This is a genomic window from Streptomyces sp. NPDC006134 (assembly GCF_040628835.1).
Taxonomy (GTDB): domain Bacteria; phylum Actinomycetota; class Actinomycetes; order Streptomycetales; family Streptomycetaceae; genus Streptomyces.
This window is the reverse complement of record NZ_JBEXTV010000017.1, coordinates 1-15,390: the sequence shown is the minus strand read 5'-3', so window position 1 is coordinate 15,390 and position 15,390 is coordinate 1. Positions and strand designations below refer to the sequence as shown.

Sequence of the window (15,390 nt, the reverse complement as noted above, 5' to 3'; positions counted from 1 at the left end):
GCGCCCCTCCCTCATGCCCCTCATGCCCCTCACATCCCTCTCACACACCGCTCCCGCAGCGCCCGCAGCCCCGCCACGTGATACGCGGCGTTCTCCCGCGCGAGCGCCGCGAGCGCCTCGTCGATCAGCGGCAGCGCGGTGTCGGCCGCACCGCCGTCGAGGTGGGTCTCGGCGAGGTCGGTGAGAGTGCGGGCGGTGTTGTATGCCTCGCCGCTGTCGCGGAAGAAGGCGAGGGCGCTCTCCAGGCGGGCCACCGCCTCCGTCCGGCGGCCGAGGCCGCGCAGGGCGCGGCCCCGGTGGCGGTCCAGCAGGGCGCGGGCGCGCGGGAGGTCGGCGGCGCCCTCGTCGCCGGGGCCGAGGGCGTCGAGGATGCCGCCGGCCTCGTCGAAGCAGGCGTGGGCCTCCTCGAACCGCCACTGCCGCAGCCGCAGCAGGCCGAGGAACTCCACCGCGGAGGCGTGGCCGCGCACGTGCCCGGCGGCCCGTTCGTCCCGCGCGGCGGCGAGCGCCTGCGCCTCGGCCTCGTCCCAGCGGCGCAGCTCGGTGAGGGTGTGGGCGAGCTGGGCGTGCAGTGCTCCGGCCGCGCGGGTGCCGGGGCAGTGGGCGTCGGCGGTGCGGGCGCCGGTGCGCAGGGCGGGCAGCAGGACGTCGTGGTGGCCGGCCTTGAGCTGGAGCGGCCAGAGGGCCCGGCAGAGGAGGACGACGGTGTCCCGGTCGCCGAACTCGTCGGCGGCGCGCACCGCTTGGACGAGGTTGGGCGCCTCGGCGGCGAGGGCCGCGACGGCCGCGCCCCGGTCCGGGAAAGTCACCGGGGATGGTGCCGAGGGCACCCGCCAGCTCTCCGGGAGCGCCGCCCGGGCCGCTCCCACGGCGAGGTCCCGGTAGTACGCGACGACGCGGGTGACGGCGGCCGAGCAGGCGGCGATGCCGTCGGTGGCGGCGGCCGTGTGCTCGGCGTGGGCGCGGACCGCGGGGCGGTAGTGGTGGCGGCCGGCGTCGGTGCGTTCGACGAGCAGCGCGTCGGTGAGTTCGTCCAGGTGGCGTGCGGCCTCGCTCTCGTCGGTGCCGGCGGCGCGGGCGGCGGCCGCGGCGTCCAGGGCGGGCCAGTCGTGCACGCCCGCGAGGCGGTAGAGGCGGGCGGCGCCGGGGGTGAGCCGGCGGTAGGAGTCCTCGGCGGCGGCGCGGACCGGGTCGCTGTCGGGCACGGCGGGGACCTCCGGGGGCGCGGGCGGCGGGTCGGTGAGGCGGGGCGCGGCGGCGCGCAGGGCATAGGGCGAGCCGGCGCAGCGGTCGAGGAGGGCGGGCAGCGTGGCACGGGCGGCGGCGACGGCCGGTTTGCCGGCCAGGTCGGTGAGCAGCCGTACGGCGTCCCGGCGCGGGAGCGGCCCGACGGGGACACGCAGGGCGTCGAGTCCGGTGAGCGGGTGCCGGGCGACGACGAGGGTGAACACGCCGGGCGCCGCGGTCAGCAGCGGATGCACCTGGGCGGCGGAGCCGGCGTGGTCGAGGACGAGGAGCAGCCGCCGGCCGGCCAGGGTGCGGCGCAGCAGGGCGGTGCGGTCCTCGGCGGCCGGGGGTATCTCCTCTTCGGGCAGGCCGAGCCGGCGCAGCAGGGTCGCGGCGGCGGCCTCGGGGGCGAGGGTGCGCAGATCGGCGTGGAGCTGGCCGTCGGGGAAGCGGGCGGTCTGCCGCCAGCCCCAGTGGACGGCGAGGGCGCTGGTGCCGATGCCTTCGGGGCCGTGCAGCAGCGCCAGCCGGGGGCGGCCGTCGTAGGGGCGCGTGGCCTCCTTGTCGAGTTGCTTCAGCGCCTGCTGCCGGTCGGTGAAGAAGCGCGGCGCGGCGGGCAGGCAGGGGCGGTCCGGCGCGGCGAGGAGGGCGGGGGTGCGGACGTCGCGGGCGAACGAGGCCCAGGCGAGGGCGAGGTGCGGGTCGGCGCGCAGCCGGTCGTGCAGCAGCCGGGTCACGTCGTCGAGCTGGCCGGGCGTGGCGGGGGCGGGCACCTCCCGGCCGGCGATCCGGCGGACCAGGGCGCCGGCCGACTCCCAGGCCCGCTTCCCCGCCTCGTTGGCCATGCCCGACCCGACGGCCGCCAGCACCGCCCCGATGGCGCCCAGCGAGATCGGATCCATCATGCCGCGCACTCCCCCGTCGTCCGTAGGCCCCGCCGGTCGTCGGCGGACGTGGATCAACCCTAGCGGCGTCAGGCGGAGATGACGGAGGTTCAGTCCCCACGGCCGCTCCCTCGGCAGGGCTTGAATCCGGCACCGGTGTCAGGGGCCGCCCTGCCCGGCGTGAGCGCACGCGCCTCTTCGATGCGGCCGTCGGCGGCACCGGCGGCCGGTTCCCCGCCCTGGCCGGCCCTGCCGGCCCCGGCCACCGCCGTCGTCGTCACCGGCCTCACCGGGACCCTTCCGGCGGGTCCGCTGCCCGCGCCGAGCGCCGGCCCCGGTGTGAACGGGTCCCGAGGCGGGCACACCCGGCCGGACCGGCCCGGGCGCCGTCGGCCGGGTGTGCCCGGTGGCCGGTGCCGGCAGAGCTCCAGGGCCGGGCGGTGGCGGTCGTCGTGATCGTCATGACCGGCGTACCGGTGGCGCTGTCACCGGTGGAACGCGGTGATGGCGGGTGGCGGGGCGGCCGGCGGTGTACCGCCGGCCCTGTTCGGCGTGACGGCGTTCCCGTGGAGCGTGCTGCTGCTGATGCCGCCGGCGCTGATCGTGGTACCGGGCGCCCGCAGGCACGGGTTCCCGCCGTCCGGCCCGCCTCGGGTGCGCGGGCACGCACGGGGAAGGCTGCTCGTCGTTCTGTGCGGTCAGCAGCTGCTCACGGGCGCACGGGCACGCACGGGGAAGACCCCGAGCGCCATGAGGTCTGACGCCGTCCGGGCTGGGTAGGCCGGACCTCACCTCGACGAACGTGACGGAGGAGAGCGATGGCACTGCTGCGGCAAGAGGTCGAACCGGACGAGGCGGGGCTGGACCGGGAAGCGCTGGAGCGTCTCGACGGGCACTTCGCCCGCCTGGTCGGCGAAGGGCGCCTGCCCGGGTTCCTCGTGGCGCTCGCCCGCGGCGGGCGCGTCGCCCACCTCACCGTCCACGGGCACCGGGACGTGGCCGCCGCCCTGCCCGTCGAGGCCGGCACGCTGTGGCGGATCTACTCCATGACCAAGCCGGTGACGTCGGTCGCCGCGCTGATGCTGGTGGAGGAGGGGCGGCTGTCGCTGGACGACCCGGTCGGCCGGTACGTCCCGTCCTTCGCCGCGCCCCGGGTGTACACCGGCGGCTCCGGCACCGGCGTCACCACCCGCCCGGCCTCCGGACCGGTCCTCGTACGGCATCTGATGACCCACACAGCCGGTCTGACCTTCGGCTTCTACCACTCCCACCCCGTCGACGCCCTCTACCGCGCGGCCGGGCTGGAGTCGTCGGTGCGTCCCGGCGCGGACCTGGCCGAGACGGTCGACCTGTACGCGAGCCTGCCGCTCCAGTTCGAGCCGGGCACGCAGTGGAACTACTCGGTGGCCAGCAATGTCCTGGGACGGCTGGTGGAGGTGGTGTCGGGGCAGCCGCTCGACGTGTTCTGCGCCGAGCGGATCTTCCGCCCGCTCGGTATGCCGGACGCCGGTTTCCAGGTCACGGACGAGCAGGCCGGGCGGCTCGCCGAGCTGTACGGCGAGACCGGCGACGGCGGCATCGAGCCGGTCCCGGGGCTGCCGCTGCGGGGCCGGCCTCGGTTCCTGTCCGGCAGCGGCGGCCTGGTGGCCTCCGCGTACGACTGGCACCGGTTCATGGAGATGCTGCGGCGGCGCGGCGAACTCGACGGCGTGCGGCTGCTCGCCGCCGGGACGGTGGACCTGATGACCCGCAACCACCTGCCCGGCGGCGCCGACCTGCGCGCCTTCGGCAGCCGCCCCGCCCACGACCAGCCCGGCAACGACGGCGTCGGCTTCGGCCTCGGCGTCTCGGTGGTGATCGACCCCGCCCGCACGCAGGCCCCGTCCGGGCTCGGCACGTACGGCTGGAGCGGGGTGGCGACGACCACCTTCTGGGTCGATCCCGGCCGTGATCTGACCGTGCAGTTCATGACGCAGGTGCGGCCGAGGTCGTCGCACACGGTCCACCGGGACCTCAAGCGGCTGGTGCACGAGGCCGTCCGGGACTGACCCGCCTCACCTCCGGCGCGGCAGCAGCGCCACCGCCCCGAGCGGTACGGCGGCCAGGACGAGCCAGGGCACGGCGGGCGGCAGGCCGCTGTCGAGCAGGGTGCCGCTCGCCGAGCTGCCGAGCAGCACGACGATCCCGGAGACCGACGACAGCGCCCCCGTGTACAGCCCGATCCGGCCCTCCTCGGCGAGGTCGGGCACCCAGGCGCGGGCGACGGGCGCGACGAGCATCTGCCCGGCGGTGAGCAGGACGACGAACCCGGCGGCGGGCAGCAGCCCCGCCGCGCCCGTCCACCCGGCGGGCCGCGCCGCCGCCACGGCCGCGAACCCGGCCGCGATCAGCGCCAGTCCGGCCGCCATGGAGCGGCGCGGCGTCAGCCGCTCGCCCGCCCAGCGGGTGACGGGCAGCTGCGCGGTCACCACCAGCAGGGAGGACAGCGCGAACAGCCACGCCAGCGGCGCCTGGGAGCCGGTGGCGCGCTCCACCTCGGCGGGCAGGGCGAGGTAGAGCTGGTTGTAGGCGAGCAGATAGGCGCCGTACGCGCAGCACAGCGCCAGGAAGCGGCGGTTGCGCAGCACCAGCCGCGCCCCGCCCCGGGCCCGCGTACGGGCCCGCCCGGGGAGGTGCTGCGGCAGCAGCCGGGCGTGCCCGGCGAGGACGAGCACGAAGATCCCGGCGCCGGCCAGGCACGCCGTGCGGAAGTCCACCGCCAGCAGCAGCGCGCCCAGCAGCGGCCCGGTGAACGCCCCGGCCTGCCCGGCCACCGTGAACAGCGCCAGCACCCGGGTGCGGGAGCCGCCGCCGGCCTCCTCCCAGAGGACCGCCTGCCGGGCCACCTCGGACTCGACGGCGGGCGAGAACAGCGCGGCGGCGAACCCGATGAGCAGGACGGCGCCGATGACCGCCCAGGTCCGCTCGGCGTACCCGAGCCAGACGAACCCGGCGATCCGCAGCACGCACCCGGCGAGCACCACGGGCCGGACGCCGTACCGGTCGGCCAGGGCCCCGCCCACCACGAACAGCCCCTGCTGGCTGAAGGTGCGCAGCCCGAGCACGAACCCGACCAGCCAGCCCGCCATGCCGACCGTCCGGCCGAGGTGCTCGGACAGGAAGGGCAGGACGGCGAAGAAGCCGATGTTGAAGGCGAGCTGGGTGAGGACGAGCAGCCGCAGCAGCGGGGAGAGGCGGGTGCGCCCGGACGCCGGGGGCAGGCCGGTGGGGGCGGCGGTCATCGCACTCCCGCCGGTTCCTTGACGGTCTCCGTCCGGTCCGGGACGGCGGTGGCCGCGGGCCCGGGTGGCCGCCGGCGCGGCCCGCGCAGCCCGCCGGCCGCGGTGACGGCGAGCGCGCCCAGGAGGGCGAGGACGGCGGCGGGGGCGAGGACGGCCCAGGGGGCGCGTTCGGCGTAGGGCTGGTTCTCGGCGAGCAGCAGGCCCCACTCGGGGGACGGCGGCTGGGCGCCCAGGCCGAGGAAGCCGAGGGAGGCGAGGGAGAGGGCGACGCCGGGCAGGCGCAGCAGGGCGTGGCGGACGACGGGCGGCAGGATCGCGGGCAGGATCACGCGGCGCATCAGGTGCCGGCGGCTCGCGCCCAGGGCGCGGGCGGCCAGCACGTGCGGGGCGGCGCGTTCCTGCCGGAGCAGGGCGGAGGTGTGCGTGGCGAGCGCGGCCCAGCCGACGGCGGTCACGGCGAGCGCGGGGGTGGCCGGTCCGCTGCCGGCGACGGCGGTGACGAGGAGGGCGGCGAGGACGGGCGGCACGGCGTTGACGGTGTCGGCGAGCGGCCCGGACAGCCGGGGCAGCAGGCCCAGCAGCACGCCGAGGACGAGGGAGGCGGCGGTGATGGCGAGGGCGAGCAGCAGGGTGTCGAGGGCGCCGTGGCCGACGCGGGCGAGCAGGTCGCGGCCGAGGGCGTCGGTGCCGAAGGGGTGGGCGGGGGACGGGGGCCGCAGGCGGTCGCCGGTGTGCACGGCGAGCGGGTCGCGGGGCAGGCCGAGGACGACGACGGCGAGCAGGACGGCGCCGTGGAGGAGGGGCAGGACGCGGCGGGCAGGCGGTGCGGGCCGGTGCAGGGTGGGCAGGGCACCCTCGCGCAGGGCGGGGCCGGTGAGGAGGCGGGCGGCGAGGCGGGCGGCACCGGCGGCGAGGGCGGCGAGCACGACGAGGGCGAGGGTGCCGGCCTGGAGGACGGGCAGGTCCTGGGCGAGGGCGGCCTGGAGGGTGGTGCGGCCCAGGCCGGGGATGTCGAAGATCTGCTCGACGGCGACGGCGCCGCCGGTCAGGCCGACGGCGAACAGGCCGAGGTTGGGCAGCAGGGCGGGCAGGCAGCGGCGCAGCGCCTGGCGGGCGATGCGGCGGCCGGGCAGGCCGCGGGCGGCGGCGGCCCGGGCCCACGGCTCGCCGAAGGCGCCGGGCAGCAGGTCGTCGAGGAGGCGTCCGAGGACGGCTCCGGCGGGCACGCCGAGGGCGAGCGCGGGCAGCACCGTCCACCGCGGCCCGTACCAGCCGAGGGCGGGCAGCCAGCCGAGCTGTACGCCGACGACGGTGGCCAGCACGGAGGCGGTGAGGAACTCGGGCAGCGCGGCCAAGGCGGCGGACAGGGTGCCGCCGCCGCGCCGCCCGCCAAGCTGCCGGCGGGCGCCCTTGCGGAGGGTGCGGGCGCAGACCAGGGCGGCGGTGAGGGCGGCGACCACGAGGGCCGCCGCCATCAGCAGCAGGGAGGCGCCGAGCGCCTGGAGGACGTCGGGCAGGACGGCGGACCCGGAGATCCACGACCGCCCGGCGTCGCCGTGGGCGAGCCCGCCGAGCCACTGCCCGAGCAGGTGCAGCGGGCCGCCGTCGAGTCCGAGCTGGTCGCGGATGGCGGCCAGCACCTCGGGCGAGGGGTCGCGGTCGGCGGAGCGGGCCTTGAGGACGGTCAGTGCCGGATCGGTGCGGGTGAGCCAGGGCAGCAGCCCGATCCCGCACACCAGGGCCGCCGCGATGGCGGCCCGCCACAGGAGCGCCGTCACCTGCTGTCGCATGGGTCAGCGCCGCGTTCCCACGCCGACGAGGGTGCGCTCGTACGGGTCGAGCAGCACACCCTTCACCGAGGTGCCGACGCCGGTGATGATCCGCTGGTGGACCAGGGGGACGACGGCGTCGGTGCCGAGAATCTCCGCCTCGGCCGCCATGGCGGCGTCCTGCCGTCCGGCCGGGTCGGCGATGCCCTCGGCGCGGGCGACGGCCCGGTCGACGTCCGGGTCGCACAGCTGGGCGATGTTGTAGCCGCCGTCGCAGGTGTAGTCGCCGGCGAGGACGGCGACGGGGTCACCGGTGTCCAGGAGGCTGTTGCGGGCGAGGACGAAGGCGTCGAACCTGCCCGCCAGCGCGTCGCTCTCCAGCCGCGAGTACTCGCGTACCTCCAGCTTCACCTCGAACCCGGCCTTCTCCAGCTGCTGCTCGACCACCTGGGCGACCTCGGGCAGCTCGGGCCGGTTGTCGTAGGTGGCGAGGGTGATCGTCCGCCCGTCGGGCCGGCCGGCCCCGGCGCGGCCCACGGGCTGCTTCCGCTTGCCCTCGGCCCAGGTCACGGCGGGTCCGTAGATGCCGGCGCCGGGGTCGGCGTACCCCTCGTACACGTCCTTGGCGAGGGCGGAGGTGTCGACGGCCGCGCGGGCGGCGGCGCGCAGCTTCGGGTCCTCGAACGGTCCGGAGGAGGCGTTGAGCAGCAGGCTGGTGGTGCGGGTGGTGGCGGTGTCGCGCCGGGTGGCCTTGTCCAGGGTGGCGGCCTGGGAGACCGGTACGGCCTCCGCGATGTCGACCTCTCCGGTGCGCAGGGCGTTGGCGCGGGCGGTGCCGTCGGCGATGAACCGGGCGTCGATGCCGGATGCCTGGGCCCGGCCTCCCCAGTACGCGTCGAACCGGGCGAGGGTGGCCGAGCTGGAGCCGTTGACCTCGGTCAGTTCGAAGGGCCCGGTGGCGGTGCCGACCGGGTCGGCCTTCCCGTCCTTGCCGTACGCCTTCGGGGACAGCACGGCGAGGCTGGGGCTGGACAGCCGCAGGGGCAGCACGGGGTCGGGCTCGGTGGTGGTGACGCGTACGGCGTGGTCGCCGTCGGCCCGGGCGGTGAGCGTGACGCCGGACAGGGCGGCGGGGGCGGGCTTGGCCCGGGTGGCCCGCGTGAGGGAGGCGGCGACCGCGGCCGGGGTGACGTCGGTGCCGTCCTGGAAGGCGGCCTCCCTCAGGGTGAACTCCCAGGTCCGGTCGTTCTCCCGGCGCCAGGACCGGGCGAGCGCGGGGGCGGCGGAGCCGTTGGCGTCGAGCGTGGTCAGGCCCTCGGTGACGCCGAGCCGGCTGAGCAGGGTGGCGTCGGCGCCGTACGGCGAGAGGTTCTCGGCGGGCGGGAAGGCGAGGGCGACCCGCAGCCGGGAGCCGTCACCCCCGGCGTCCTCACCGGACGACTGGTCGCCGCCGGAGGCGAAGCAGCCGGTGACGGTGAGGAGGGGGGCGAGTATCAGCGCGGGAAGCAGCCGGAGGCGAACGTGGGGATGCATGGTCCTGGAGGGGGTCGGAAGATCGTGAACGACAGCCTATATGACAATCATTTCCAGCTACCGGGCCCCTCCCGGCGGCCTCCCGCCGGCCGGCGCTCCGGCCACCGGCCCCCGTCCCATCGGCACCTCGAAGTGCACGACACCGTTTCCGCCGCCGGGGTCCTCACGCTCGTCGTGGACGACCTTGGCGAGCGACCGCCAGAAGGGCTCGGCCCCCGTCACGGACGGGTCCGTGTGCAGGTAGACGGCCCGGTAGCCCCCGTCCGCCTCGGCGAACGCCAGCAGTTCCTCGACCAGCCGCCGGGCCAGCCCCCGCCTGCGGTGCTCCGGCCGGACGTAGATCCGGCGCAGCTGGGCGGTCTCTCCCGAGGGGAAGCGCTCGGCGACGTGCCGCGGGTTCGGCGGGTGGGCGGGGCCTCGGGAGTCGAGCGCGCCGGTGGCGACGACCTCGCCGCCGGGGCCGAGCGCGACGAGCAGGGTGTGGCGCGGCGGGGCGAGGTAGGCGGCGACCGGATCGACGATGTCGCCGTGCCAGCGGGGCACGTACCCGGTGCCGAAGTCGTGGTAGACGGTGTCGAGCATGACGGCTCGGGCGGCGTCTATGTCCTGGGGCCCTGCCGGCCTGATGCTGTAGTCGTGCACTTGCACATAATACGCATTAAGCCCCCTGGCAAGATCGCGGCCCGGCGTCGCCCCTCCTCGTCCCCGGCGTCACCGCCCCTCACCTCCAACGTCACCGCCCCTCACCCCCGGCGCCACCGCCCCTCACCCCCGGCGCCACCGCTCCTCACCCCCGGCGCCACCGCTCCTCACCCCCGGCGCCACCGCTCCTCACCCCTGGCGGCACCGCGGTCGCGCACAGCCCGCCCTTCCCGCGCTCGCCCCGGTGCCGTGGTGAGCGCGGGAAGGGCGGGCGGCGGGTGTTCACCGGCCCACCGGATCGCCCTCCGCCCCGTCGGCCCGGGTGCGCAGCATCACGTGGCCGCCGTGGTGCAGTGGCGTGCCCGGTTCCAGGCGGGCCGCCTCGCAGCCCGTCACGGCGTCGACGACGTGGATCTCCCCGTGGCCCCCGCGGGTGACGGCGACCCAGTCCGCGCCCGGCGAGGCGGCCACCGCGCGGCGCTGGACACCCTCCCACGGCGTACGGCCGCGGCGCGGGGCGCCGTCCATGGCGGGGAGCGGGACGCGGCGGACGGTTCCGCCGGTGTCCCGCAGGAGCAGGAGTTCGTCGCCGTCGGGGTGGACGCGGGTGAACGCGGTGTGGTGTGCGGCCGGGGCCAGCCGGAAGACCAGGCCCGGGCCGAGGTCCGTGAGCGTCGTGCGGCCCGTGTCCAGGTCGTGGCGCCACGCCCGGTTGGTCCACTCCGGCCACCGCAGCGGGTCCGGCGGCCCGCCCCGCAGCGTCGACCACAGCGCCCGTCGTCGCGGGTCGAGCCGCAGGTACCAGCCCCGGGCGGGCGCACCCCAGGGGATCGCCGGCTCCGGGACGAGTGTGCCGCCCGCGCGGCGCGCCCGGTGCACCCCCTCGCCCGTGGCCGCGAACACGCGCCCGGTGAGGGGGTCTTGAGCGTCTCCGTGGCCGTCGTCCGGCAGGGGCAGGTGCGCGTGGGGCGTGACGTGCGGGCAGCCGGGCGGGGCGGCGAGCAGGTCGGCGAACCGGTGGACGGCCAGTGCGCCGGGCTCGCGGTGCCGCAGGACGACGAGCGGGCCCTCACCGGCGGCATCCGCGCCCTCGGGGGCCTCTTGCCCGAGGGCCTCGCCTCCGAGGACCGTCACCCCGGGCTCCCCCGCGCGCGTGCGTACCCGGACCGCCTCCCCCGTGGCCAGGTCGGCGACGGTCAGCACGTCCGACCACGGCCGGTCGTCGCGGCCGAGGCCGGTGGTGACGGCCACCCACCTGCCGGACGGGTCGCAGGCCAGGTGCTCGGCCGGCACGGCGACCGGGACCGCCGCCTCCACCAGTGCGCGGGCGGCCGGGTCGAGGACCAGCAGCTCGCCCCTGCGGTCGTCGACGCAGGCGACCCGGCCACCCGGCAGCGCCAGGAACCCGGCGTGCTCGGAGAGGTGACGGCCCGTGAGGCGCATCGCCTCCGTCCCGTCCGGCACGGTCAGCGCGACGACGGATCCGGCCACGTGGTCGGAGACGTACAGGAGTGGTTCGGCGGTCATCGGGTGCCTCCCTCGCCGGCGCGGCGAGCGGCCGGGAACACGGACAGCGGGCTTGTGAACACGGACAGGGGCCTTGTGTGCACGAACAGCGGTCTTGTGTGCACAAACAGCGGACTTATGAAAACGATTATCATGTATCTTCGGCTGCGTCCCAGGTCCAAGAGAACAGTCCGCGAGGAACGGCCCGTGCGGGCAGTCCTCGTGAGCAGTCCATGAGGAAGAAGCGAGGGCACCCGATGCTGCGCTCCCCGTCGAGATCCGTCCGCGCCTGGATCGCCGCCGCGACCGCCGCCGTCGTACTGACCGGATGCGGCGCCTCCGGCGAACCCGCGAGTGAGCAGAGCCCCGCCGCGGGCGGCGGCACCACCGACGTCACCGTCGAACCGATCAAGGCCACCCGGCAGTTGACCGACGCCAACGGGGTGAAGATCTCCCTCGCGAAGGAACCGCGGCGCATCGTGTGCCTCTTCGCGCTCTGCGACGACATCCTGACCGAGCTGGGCATCACCCCCACGGCCACCAACAACGCGCTCCTCGCCCACCCCGGCTTCCTCGGCAAGGAGAAGGCCGCGCGGATCGACGTCGTCCCCGGCGGGTTCATCGCCCCGGAGGTGGAGGCGATCCTGTCCCACAAGCCCGATCTCGTGATCGGCCTGGAGGACACCCACGGCAAACTGGCCCCGGCCCTGAAGGACGCCACCACCTTCTGGCCCATGCAGCCCGAGACCTGGCAGGACAGCGTGGGCTACCTGCGCGACGTCGCCGCCCTCACCGGCCGCACCGCCGAGGGCGAGAAGGCCGAGAAGGCCTTCCGCGCCAAGCTCGCCCGGGCCGAGCGGTCCAGGAGCGAGAAGACCGCCCTCGTCATCTACGGCAGCGACGAGAACTTCGGCGTCGCCACCCCGGAGACCGACGTGACCGCCAGCCTGTTCCCGAAGCTGGCCCACTACCCCTGGAAGTCCCGCGGCGTGGAGGGCAGTTACAGCCTGGAGGAGATCCTCGCGGCCGACGTCGACGTGCTGTTCGTCGAGACGATCAGCTTCGGCGACGCGGACGGCAAGCTGTCGGAGAAGCTGTCGGAGAACCCGCTGTGGGGGAAGATCCCGGCCGTACGGAACGGAGACGTCCACGAGGTCGACCCCGAGGTGTGGGCCAAGGGACGCGGCACCCGCTCGCTGGGCCTCGTGCTCGACGAGGCCACGGCCGCGCTGCGATGAGCGCGCCGACCACGCCACGGGCCGGGGCGGCGGGGACGCCCCCGGACACGGGAACGGGCGGGCGCCGGTCCGGGTGGAGGCGGCAACTCCCGGTCCTGGCCGTCCTGCTGGCCGCGGCGGCCTGCTGCTCGCTGAGCCTGGGGACACCGTACGTCCCGCTGCACCGGCTGCCCGGCGCCCTGCTGGAGGGGGACTCCACGCTCGCCGGGATCGTCGTCGGCGAACTCCGCGTACCCCGGCTGGTGCTGGCGCTGCTCGCCGGCGCCTGCCTGGGAGCGGCGGGCCTCGTGCTCCAGGAGGCGCTGCGCAATCCGCTGGCGGTCCCCGAGATGCTGGGGGTCTCGTCGGGGGCCGCGCTCGGCGTCGCCGCGCCCCTGGTGCTGGCGGTGTCCCTGCCGGCCGCCGTCCAGCCGCTGCTCGCCATCGCCGGGGCGGTCCTGGGCGGCGGGCTCACCCTGCTCGCCGCGGGACTGGGGCGCAGCCCGTCCGCCGTGCTGCTGACCGGGGCGGCGGTCGCCGCCGCGCTGCAGGCCGCGCTGCTCGTCCTCATGGTGATGGCCGACCAGCTCGACCTCCAGATCGTCTACCGCTACCTGCTCGGCTCGCTCTCCGCCCGCACCTGGGACGACGTCACCGGGCTGTGGCCCTGGCTGCTGGTCGCGGTGCCCGCGCTGGTGCTGTGCGCGCCGGTGCTGTCGGTGCTGCGGCTCGGCGACGAGGACGCCGAGGCGCTGGGGGTGCGCACGCAGCGGGCGCGGTTCGCCGCGCTGGGCATCGCCGTCGTCCTGATCGCACCGGTGACGGCCGTGTGCGGCCCGGTGGCGTGGGTCGGGTTCCTCGCCCCGCACCTGGCCCGGCGCCTGGCCCCCGGTGCCGACGCGGTGGGATGGCTGCCCTGGTCGGCGGCGTGGGGCGCGGCCGTGGTGGCCGTCGCCGACGTCCCGGCCCGGCTCGCGCTGGCGCCCGTGGAGACACCGGCCGGCGCCTGGACGGCCCTGCTCGGCGTGCCCGCCGGGGTCGCCCTGCTGCGGTCGGGCGGCGGAAAGCCGAGGGTGCCGAGGGTTCGGGGCGCCGGAAAGCCGAGGGTGCCGAGGGCCCGGGGCGGCCGGGCGGCGTCCTCCGGCTCCGTACCGGGCACGGCGGGGGTGACGCGATGATCCGGCGGCTGTGGATGCTCGTCGCGCTCGTCCTCGTCTGCGCCTGCGCCGAACTGCTGGCGGGCCGGGGCATGTCCCCCGCCGTCGTGGGAGAGGTCCTCGGCGGAGGCGGCGACGCGACGGAACGGCACATCCTGCTCGAACTCCGCTTCCCCCGGACGCTGGTGGCCCTCGCCGCGGGAGCCTGCCTGGGCCTGGCGGGCCTGGTCCTGCAGTCCGCGCTGCGCAACCCCCTCGCCGGTCCCGAGGTCACGGGCGTGACACCGGGCGCGGTGCTGGGCGCCGTCACCGCGACGGGACTCGGGCTCGCGGGCTGGGAATCGCCGCTCGCCGTGGTCGTCGCCGCGTGCGCCGGCGGCTGCGCCGGGGCCGCGCTGCTGTGGCTGCTGGCCGGGCGCGGCCGGGGCGACCCCGGGCAGATCGCCGTGCACGGCGTGCTCGTCTCGGCGGTGCTCGGCGGGCTCACCGCCATGGTGCTGCTGGTCGCGCCGGGCGAGCTGGGCAGCGTCGTGCAGTGGCTCGTGGGCACCACGGAGGGCCGGGTGTGGCAGCACTGGCACCTGCTGTGGCCGTGGGCGCTGGCCTGGGGCGCGTCGGCGTGGCTGCTGGCCGGACCGCTGACCCTGCTGCGCTGCGGCGACGAACTCGCCACCGCCGCCGGGTTGTTCACCGCGCGGGCCCGGGCGCTGGCACTGCTGTGCGCGGTGGCGCTGACGGCCGGGGCGGTGGCCGCGGTGGGCGCCCTCGGCTTCGTGGGGCTGCTCGTCCCGCATGTCGCGGTGGCCGTGTTCGGTGCCGACCTGCGGGTGACGCTGCCCGGCGCCGCCCTGGTGGGAGCGGCCGTGGTGTGCGGGGCCGACGCGGGCGCCCAGCTGCTGTCGCGGCTGCTGGCGGTCGCGCTGGACACCGGACGGCTGACGCTGCCGGTCGGGGCGCTCACCACGTGCGTCGGGGCCGCGCTCCTGCTGGCCGTCGTGCGCCGCGCGCCGAGCCGTACGTTCTGATGCCGACGAAGGACACAAGCATGAACGAGCCCATCGAGCCCATCGAGCCCATCGAGCCCATCGAGCCCGCCGAACCCATCGAGCCCGCCGGGCCCACTGGATCCGCCGAGTCCATCGCGTCCCCGGGCCCCTTGGGGATCCGCGTGGAAGGGGTCCGCTTCGGCTACCCGGGCCGGCCCGTGCTGGACGGCGTCGACCTGTCCGTGGAGCCGGGCGAGCTGACCGCCCTCGTCGGCCTCAACGGCTGCGGCAAGTCGACCCTGCTGCGGCTGGCCGCCGGCCTGCTGCGTCCCGCCTCGGGACGGGTCCTGCTCGGCGGGGACGACCTCGCCCGGCTCTCCCGGCGCGCCACCGCCCGGCGCGTCGCGCTGCTGCACCAGTCGGCGCCGGCCGTCCCGGGTATGACGGTGCGCCAGCTCGTACGGCAGGGGCGCTACGCGGCGCGCGGCCCGCTCGGCATGCTGCGCGAGGGCGACGACCCCGTCGTACGCCGGGCGCTGCGCGACGTCGGGGTGCAGGAGTGGGCCGAACGTCCCGTGGACGCGCTGTCCGGGGGCGAACGGCAGCGGGTGCGGCTGGCGATGGCGCTCGCCCAGGACACGCGGATCCTGCTGCTCGACGAGCCGACCACCTACCTGGACCTGCACCACCAGCTGGACGTGCTGCAGACCGTGGTGCGGCTGCGCGAGGAGCGCGGCCTGACCGTCGTGATGGTGCTGCACGACCTGGCGCACGCCGCCCGGTTCGCCGAGCGGATCGTCGCGCTGCGCGGCGGGCGCGTGGCGGCCGACGGGCCGCCGAAGGAGGTCGTCACGCCGGGGCTGCTCGCGGACGTCCTGCGGGTGGCGGGCCGGGTGGGCCGGGACCCCGAGGGGGGCTGGCCGGTGTGTTACCCGGATCACCCCCTGCGGGACCACACAGTACTAGAAACTGAAAATCATATTCATTAGTGTCTGTGGTGCGGCGCTCGACCGAACGCCGTACTTCCTTGCGATTGAGGAGAGTTCATGGACAACGAGCAGGTCTTCGCGCCGATCGCCGATCCGGGTCAGGCCCGACCAGGTCCTGATGTTCGACTCGGGGCGGGTCATCGAGTCCGGCCCGCCGGAGAAGATCTTCGGCGATCCGGAGCACGACCGGACCCGGGAA

The 15,390-nt window shown here is 76.5% G+C and carries 11 protein-coding genes and 1 pseudogene; 6 read left to right on the top strand and 6 right to left on the bottom strand.

Annotated features, from left to right (window positions below; genetic code table 11):
• Positions 1 to 29 precede the first annotated feature (29 nt).
• Positions 30 to 2,132, bottom strand: a complete 2,103-nt coding sequence (locus tag ABZ340_RS13585; protein ID WP_358781927.1) for a tetratricopeptide repeat protein — start codon at positions 2,130 to 2,132, stop codon at positions 30 to 32.
• Between the two features lie 797 nt (positions 2,133 to 2,929).
• On the opposite strand from ABZ340_RS13585, the gene ABZ340_RS13580 reads away from it, so the two are divergent.
• Positions 2,930 to 4,159, top strand: coding sequence for a serine hydrolase domain-containing protein (locus ABZ340_RS13580; RefSeq protein ID WP_358781926.1), 1,230 nt, complete (start codon positions 2,930 to 2,932; stop codon positions 4,157 to 4,159).
• A gap of 6 nt (positions 4,160 to 4,165) precedes the next feature.
• On the opposite strand, the gene ABZ340_RS13575 is transcribed toward ABZ340_RS13580, so the two are convergent.
• From ABZ340_RS13575 to ABZ340_RS13555, 5 genes are all read right to left on the bottom strand, one after another.
• On the bottom strand, positions 4,166 to 5,392 hold the full coding sequence (locus ABZ340_RS13575; RefSeq protein WP_358781925.1) for an MFS transporter: 1,227 nt from the start codon (positions 5,390 to 5,392) through the stop codon (positions 4,166 to 4,168).
• Entirely contained in the window at positions 5,389 to 7,182 is a 1,794-nt protein-coding gene (locus tag ABZ340_RS13570) for an ABC transporter permease subunit (RefSeq protein WP_358781924.1), read from the bottom strand. Before ABZ340_RS13570 ends, ABZ340_RS13575 begins: the two co-directional genes overlap by 4 nt.
• A 3-nt stretch (positions 7,183 to 7,185) precedes the next feature.
• A complete protein-coding gene (locus ABZ340_RS13565; RefSeq protein ID WP_358781923.1) occupies positions 7,186 to 8,694 on the bottom strand; it encodes an ABC transporter substrate-binding protein in 1,509 nt (502 codons plus the stop codon).
• Between the two features lie 57 nt (positions 8,695 to 8,751).
• Positions 8,752 to 9,342, bottom strand: coding sequence for a GNAT family N-acetyltransferase (locus tag ABZ340_RS13560; protein ID WP_358781922.1), 591 nt, complete (start codon positions 9,340 to 9,342; stop codon positions 8,752 to 8,754).
• Between the two features lie 276 nt (positions 9,343 to 9,618).
• A complete protein-coding gene (locus ABZ340_RS13555) occupies positions 9,619 to 10,863 on the bottom strand; it encodes a hypothetical protein (RefSeq protein ID WP_358781921.1) in 1,245 nt (414 codons plus the stop codon).
• 236 nt (positions 10,864 to 11,099) lie between these two features.
• On the opposite strand from ABZ340_RS13555, the gene ABZ340_RS13550 reads away from it, so the two are divergent.
• The 5 genes and pseudogenes from ABZ340_RS13550 to ABZ340_RS13530 all read left to right on the top strand — a co-directional run.
• Complete coding sequence (locus ABZ340_RS13550; RefSeq protein WP_358782019.1) at positions 11,100 to 12,080, top strand: ABC transporter substrate-binding protein; 981 nt, start codon at positions 11,100 to 11,102, stop codon at positions 12,078 to 12,080.
• A gap of 107 nt (positions 12,081 to 12,187) precedes the next feature.
• Complete coding sequence (locus ABZ340_RS13545) at positions 12,188 to 13,237, top strand: iron ABC transporter permease (protein WP_358782018.1); 1,050 nt, start codon at positions 12,188 to 12,190, stop codon at positions 13,235 to 13,237.
• Entirely contained in the window at positions 13,234 to 14,241 is a 1,008-nt protein-coding gene (locus ABZ340_RS13540; protein ID WP_358781920.1) for an iron ABC transporter permease, read from the top strand. The genes ABZ340_RS13545 and ABZ340_RS13540 overlap by 4 nt, the downstream gene beginning before the upstream one ends.
• Before the next feature lie 20 nt (positions 14,242 to 14,261).
• A complete protein-coding gene (locus ABZ340_RS13535) occupies positions 14,262 to 15,191 on the top strand; it encodes an ABC transporter ATP-binding protein (RefSeq protein WP_358781919.1) in 930 nt (309 codons plus the stop codon).
• A 106-nt stretch (positions 15,192 to 15,297) separates the two neighbouring features.
• Positions 15,298 to 15,390, top strand: a pseudogene (locus ABZ340_RS13530) (L-cystine ABC transporter ATP-binding protein YecC); the annotation flags it as partial.

What these genes read in the sequence shown, in the direction of transcription:
- ABZ340_RS13585 (WP_358781927.1), bottom strand. Translation starts at nt 2,132, where the DNA reads ATGATGGATCCGATCTCGCTGGGCGCCATCGGGGCGGTGCTGGCGGCC.
- ABZ340_RS13575 (WP_358781925.1), bottom strand. Translation starts at nt 5,392, where the DNA reads ATGACCGCCGCCCCCACCGGCCTGCCCCCGGCGTCCGGGCGCACCCGC.
- ABZ340_RS13570 (WP_358781924.1), bottom strand. Translation starts at nt 7,182, where the DNA reads ATGCGACAGCAGGTGACGGCGCTCCTGTGGCGGGCCGCCATCGCGGCG.
- ABZ340_RS13540 (WP_358781920.1), top strand. Translation starts at nt 13,234, where the DNA reads ATGATCCGGCGGCTGTGGATGCTCGTCGCGCTCGTCCTCGTCTGCGCC.
- ABZ340_RS13565 (WP_358781923.1), bottom strand. Translation starts at nt 8,694, where the DNA reads ATGCATCCCCACGTTCGCCTCCGGCTGCTTCCCGCGCTGATACTCGCC.
- ABZ340_RS13580 (WP_358781926.1), top strand. Translation starts at nt 2,930, where the DNA reads ATGGCACTGCTGCGGCAAGAGGTCGAACCGGACGAGGCGGGGCTGGAC.
- ABZ340_RS13555 (WP_358781921.1), bottom strand. Translation starts at nt 10,863, where the DNA reads ATGACCGCCGAACCACTCCTGTACGTCTCCGACCACGTGGCCGGATCC.
- ABZ340_RS13550 (WP_358782019.1), top strand. Translation starts at nt 11,100, where the DNA reads ATGCTGCGCTCCCCGTCGAGATCCGTCCGCGCCTGGATCGCCGCCGCG.
- ABZ340_RS13535 (WP_358781919.1), top strand. Translation starts at nt 14,262, where the DNA reads ATGAACGAGCCCATCGAGCCCATCGAGCCCATCGAGCCCATCGAGCCC.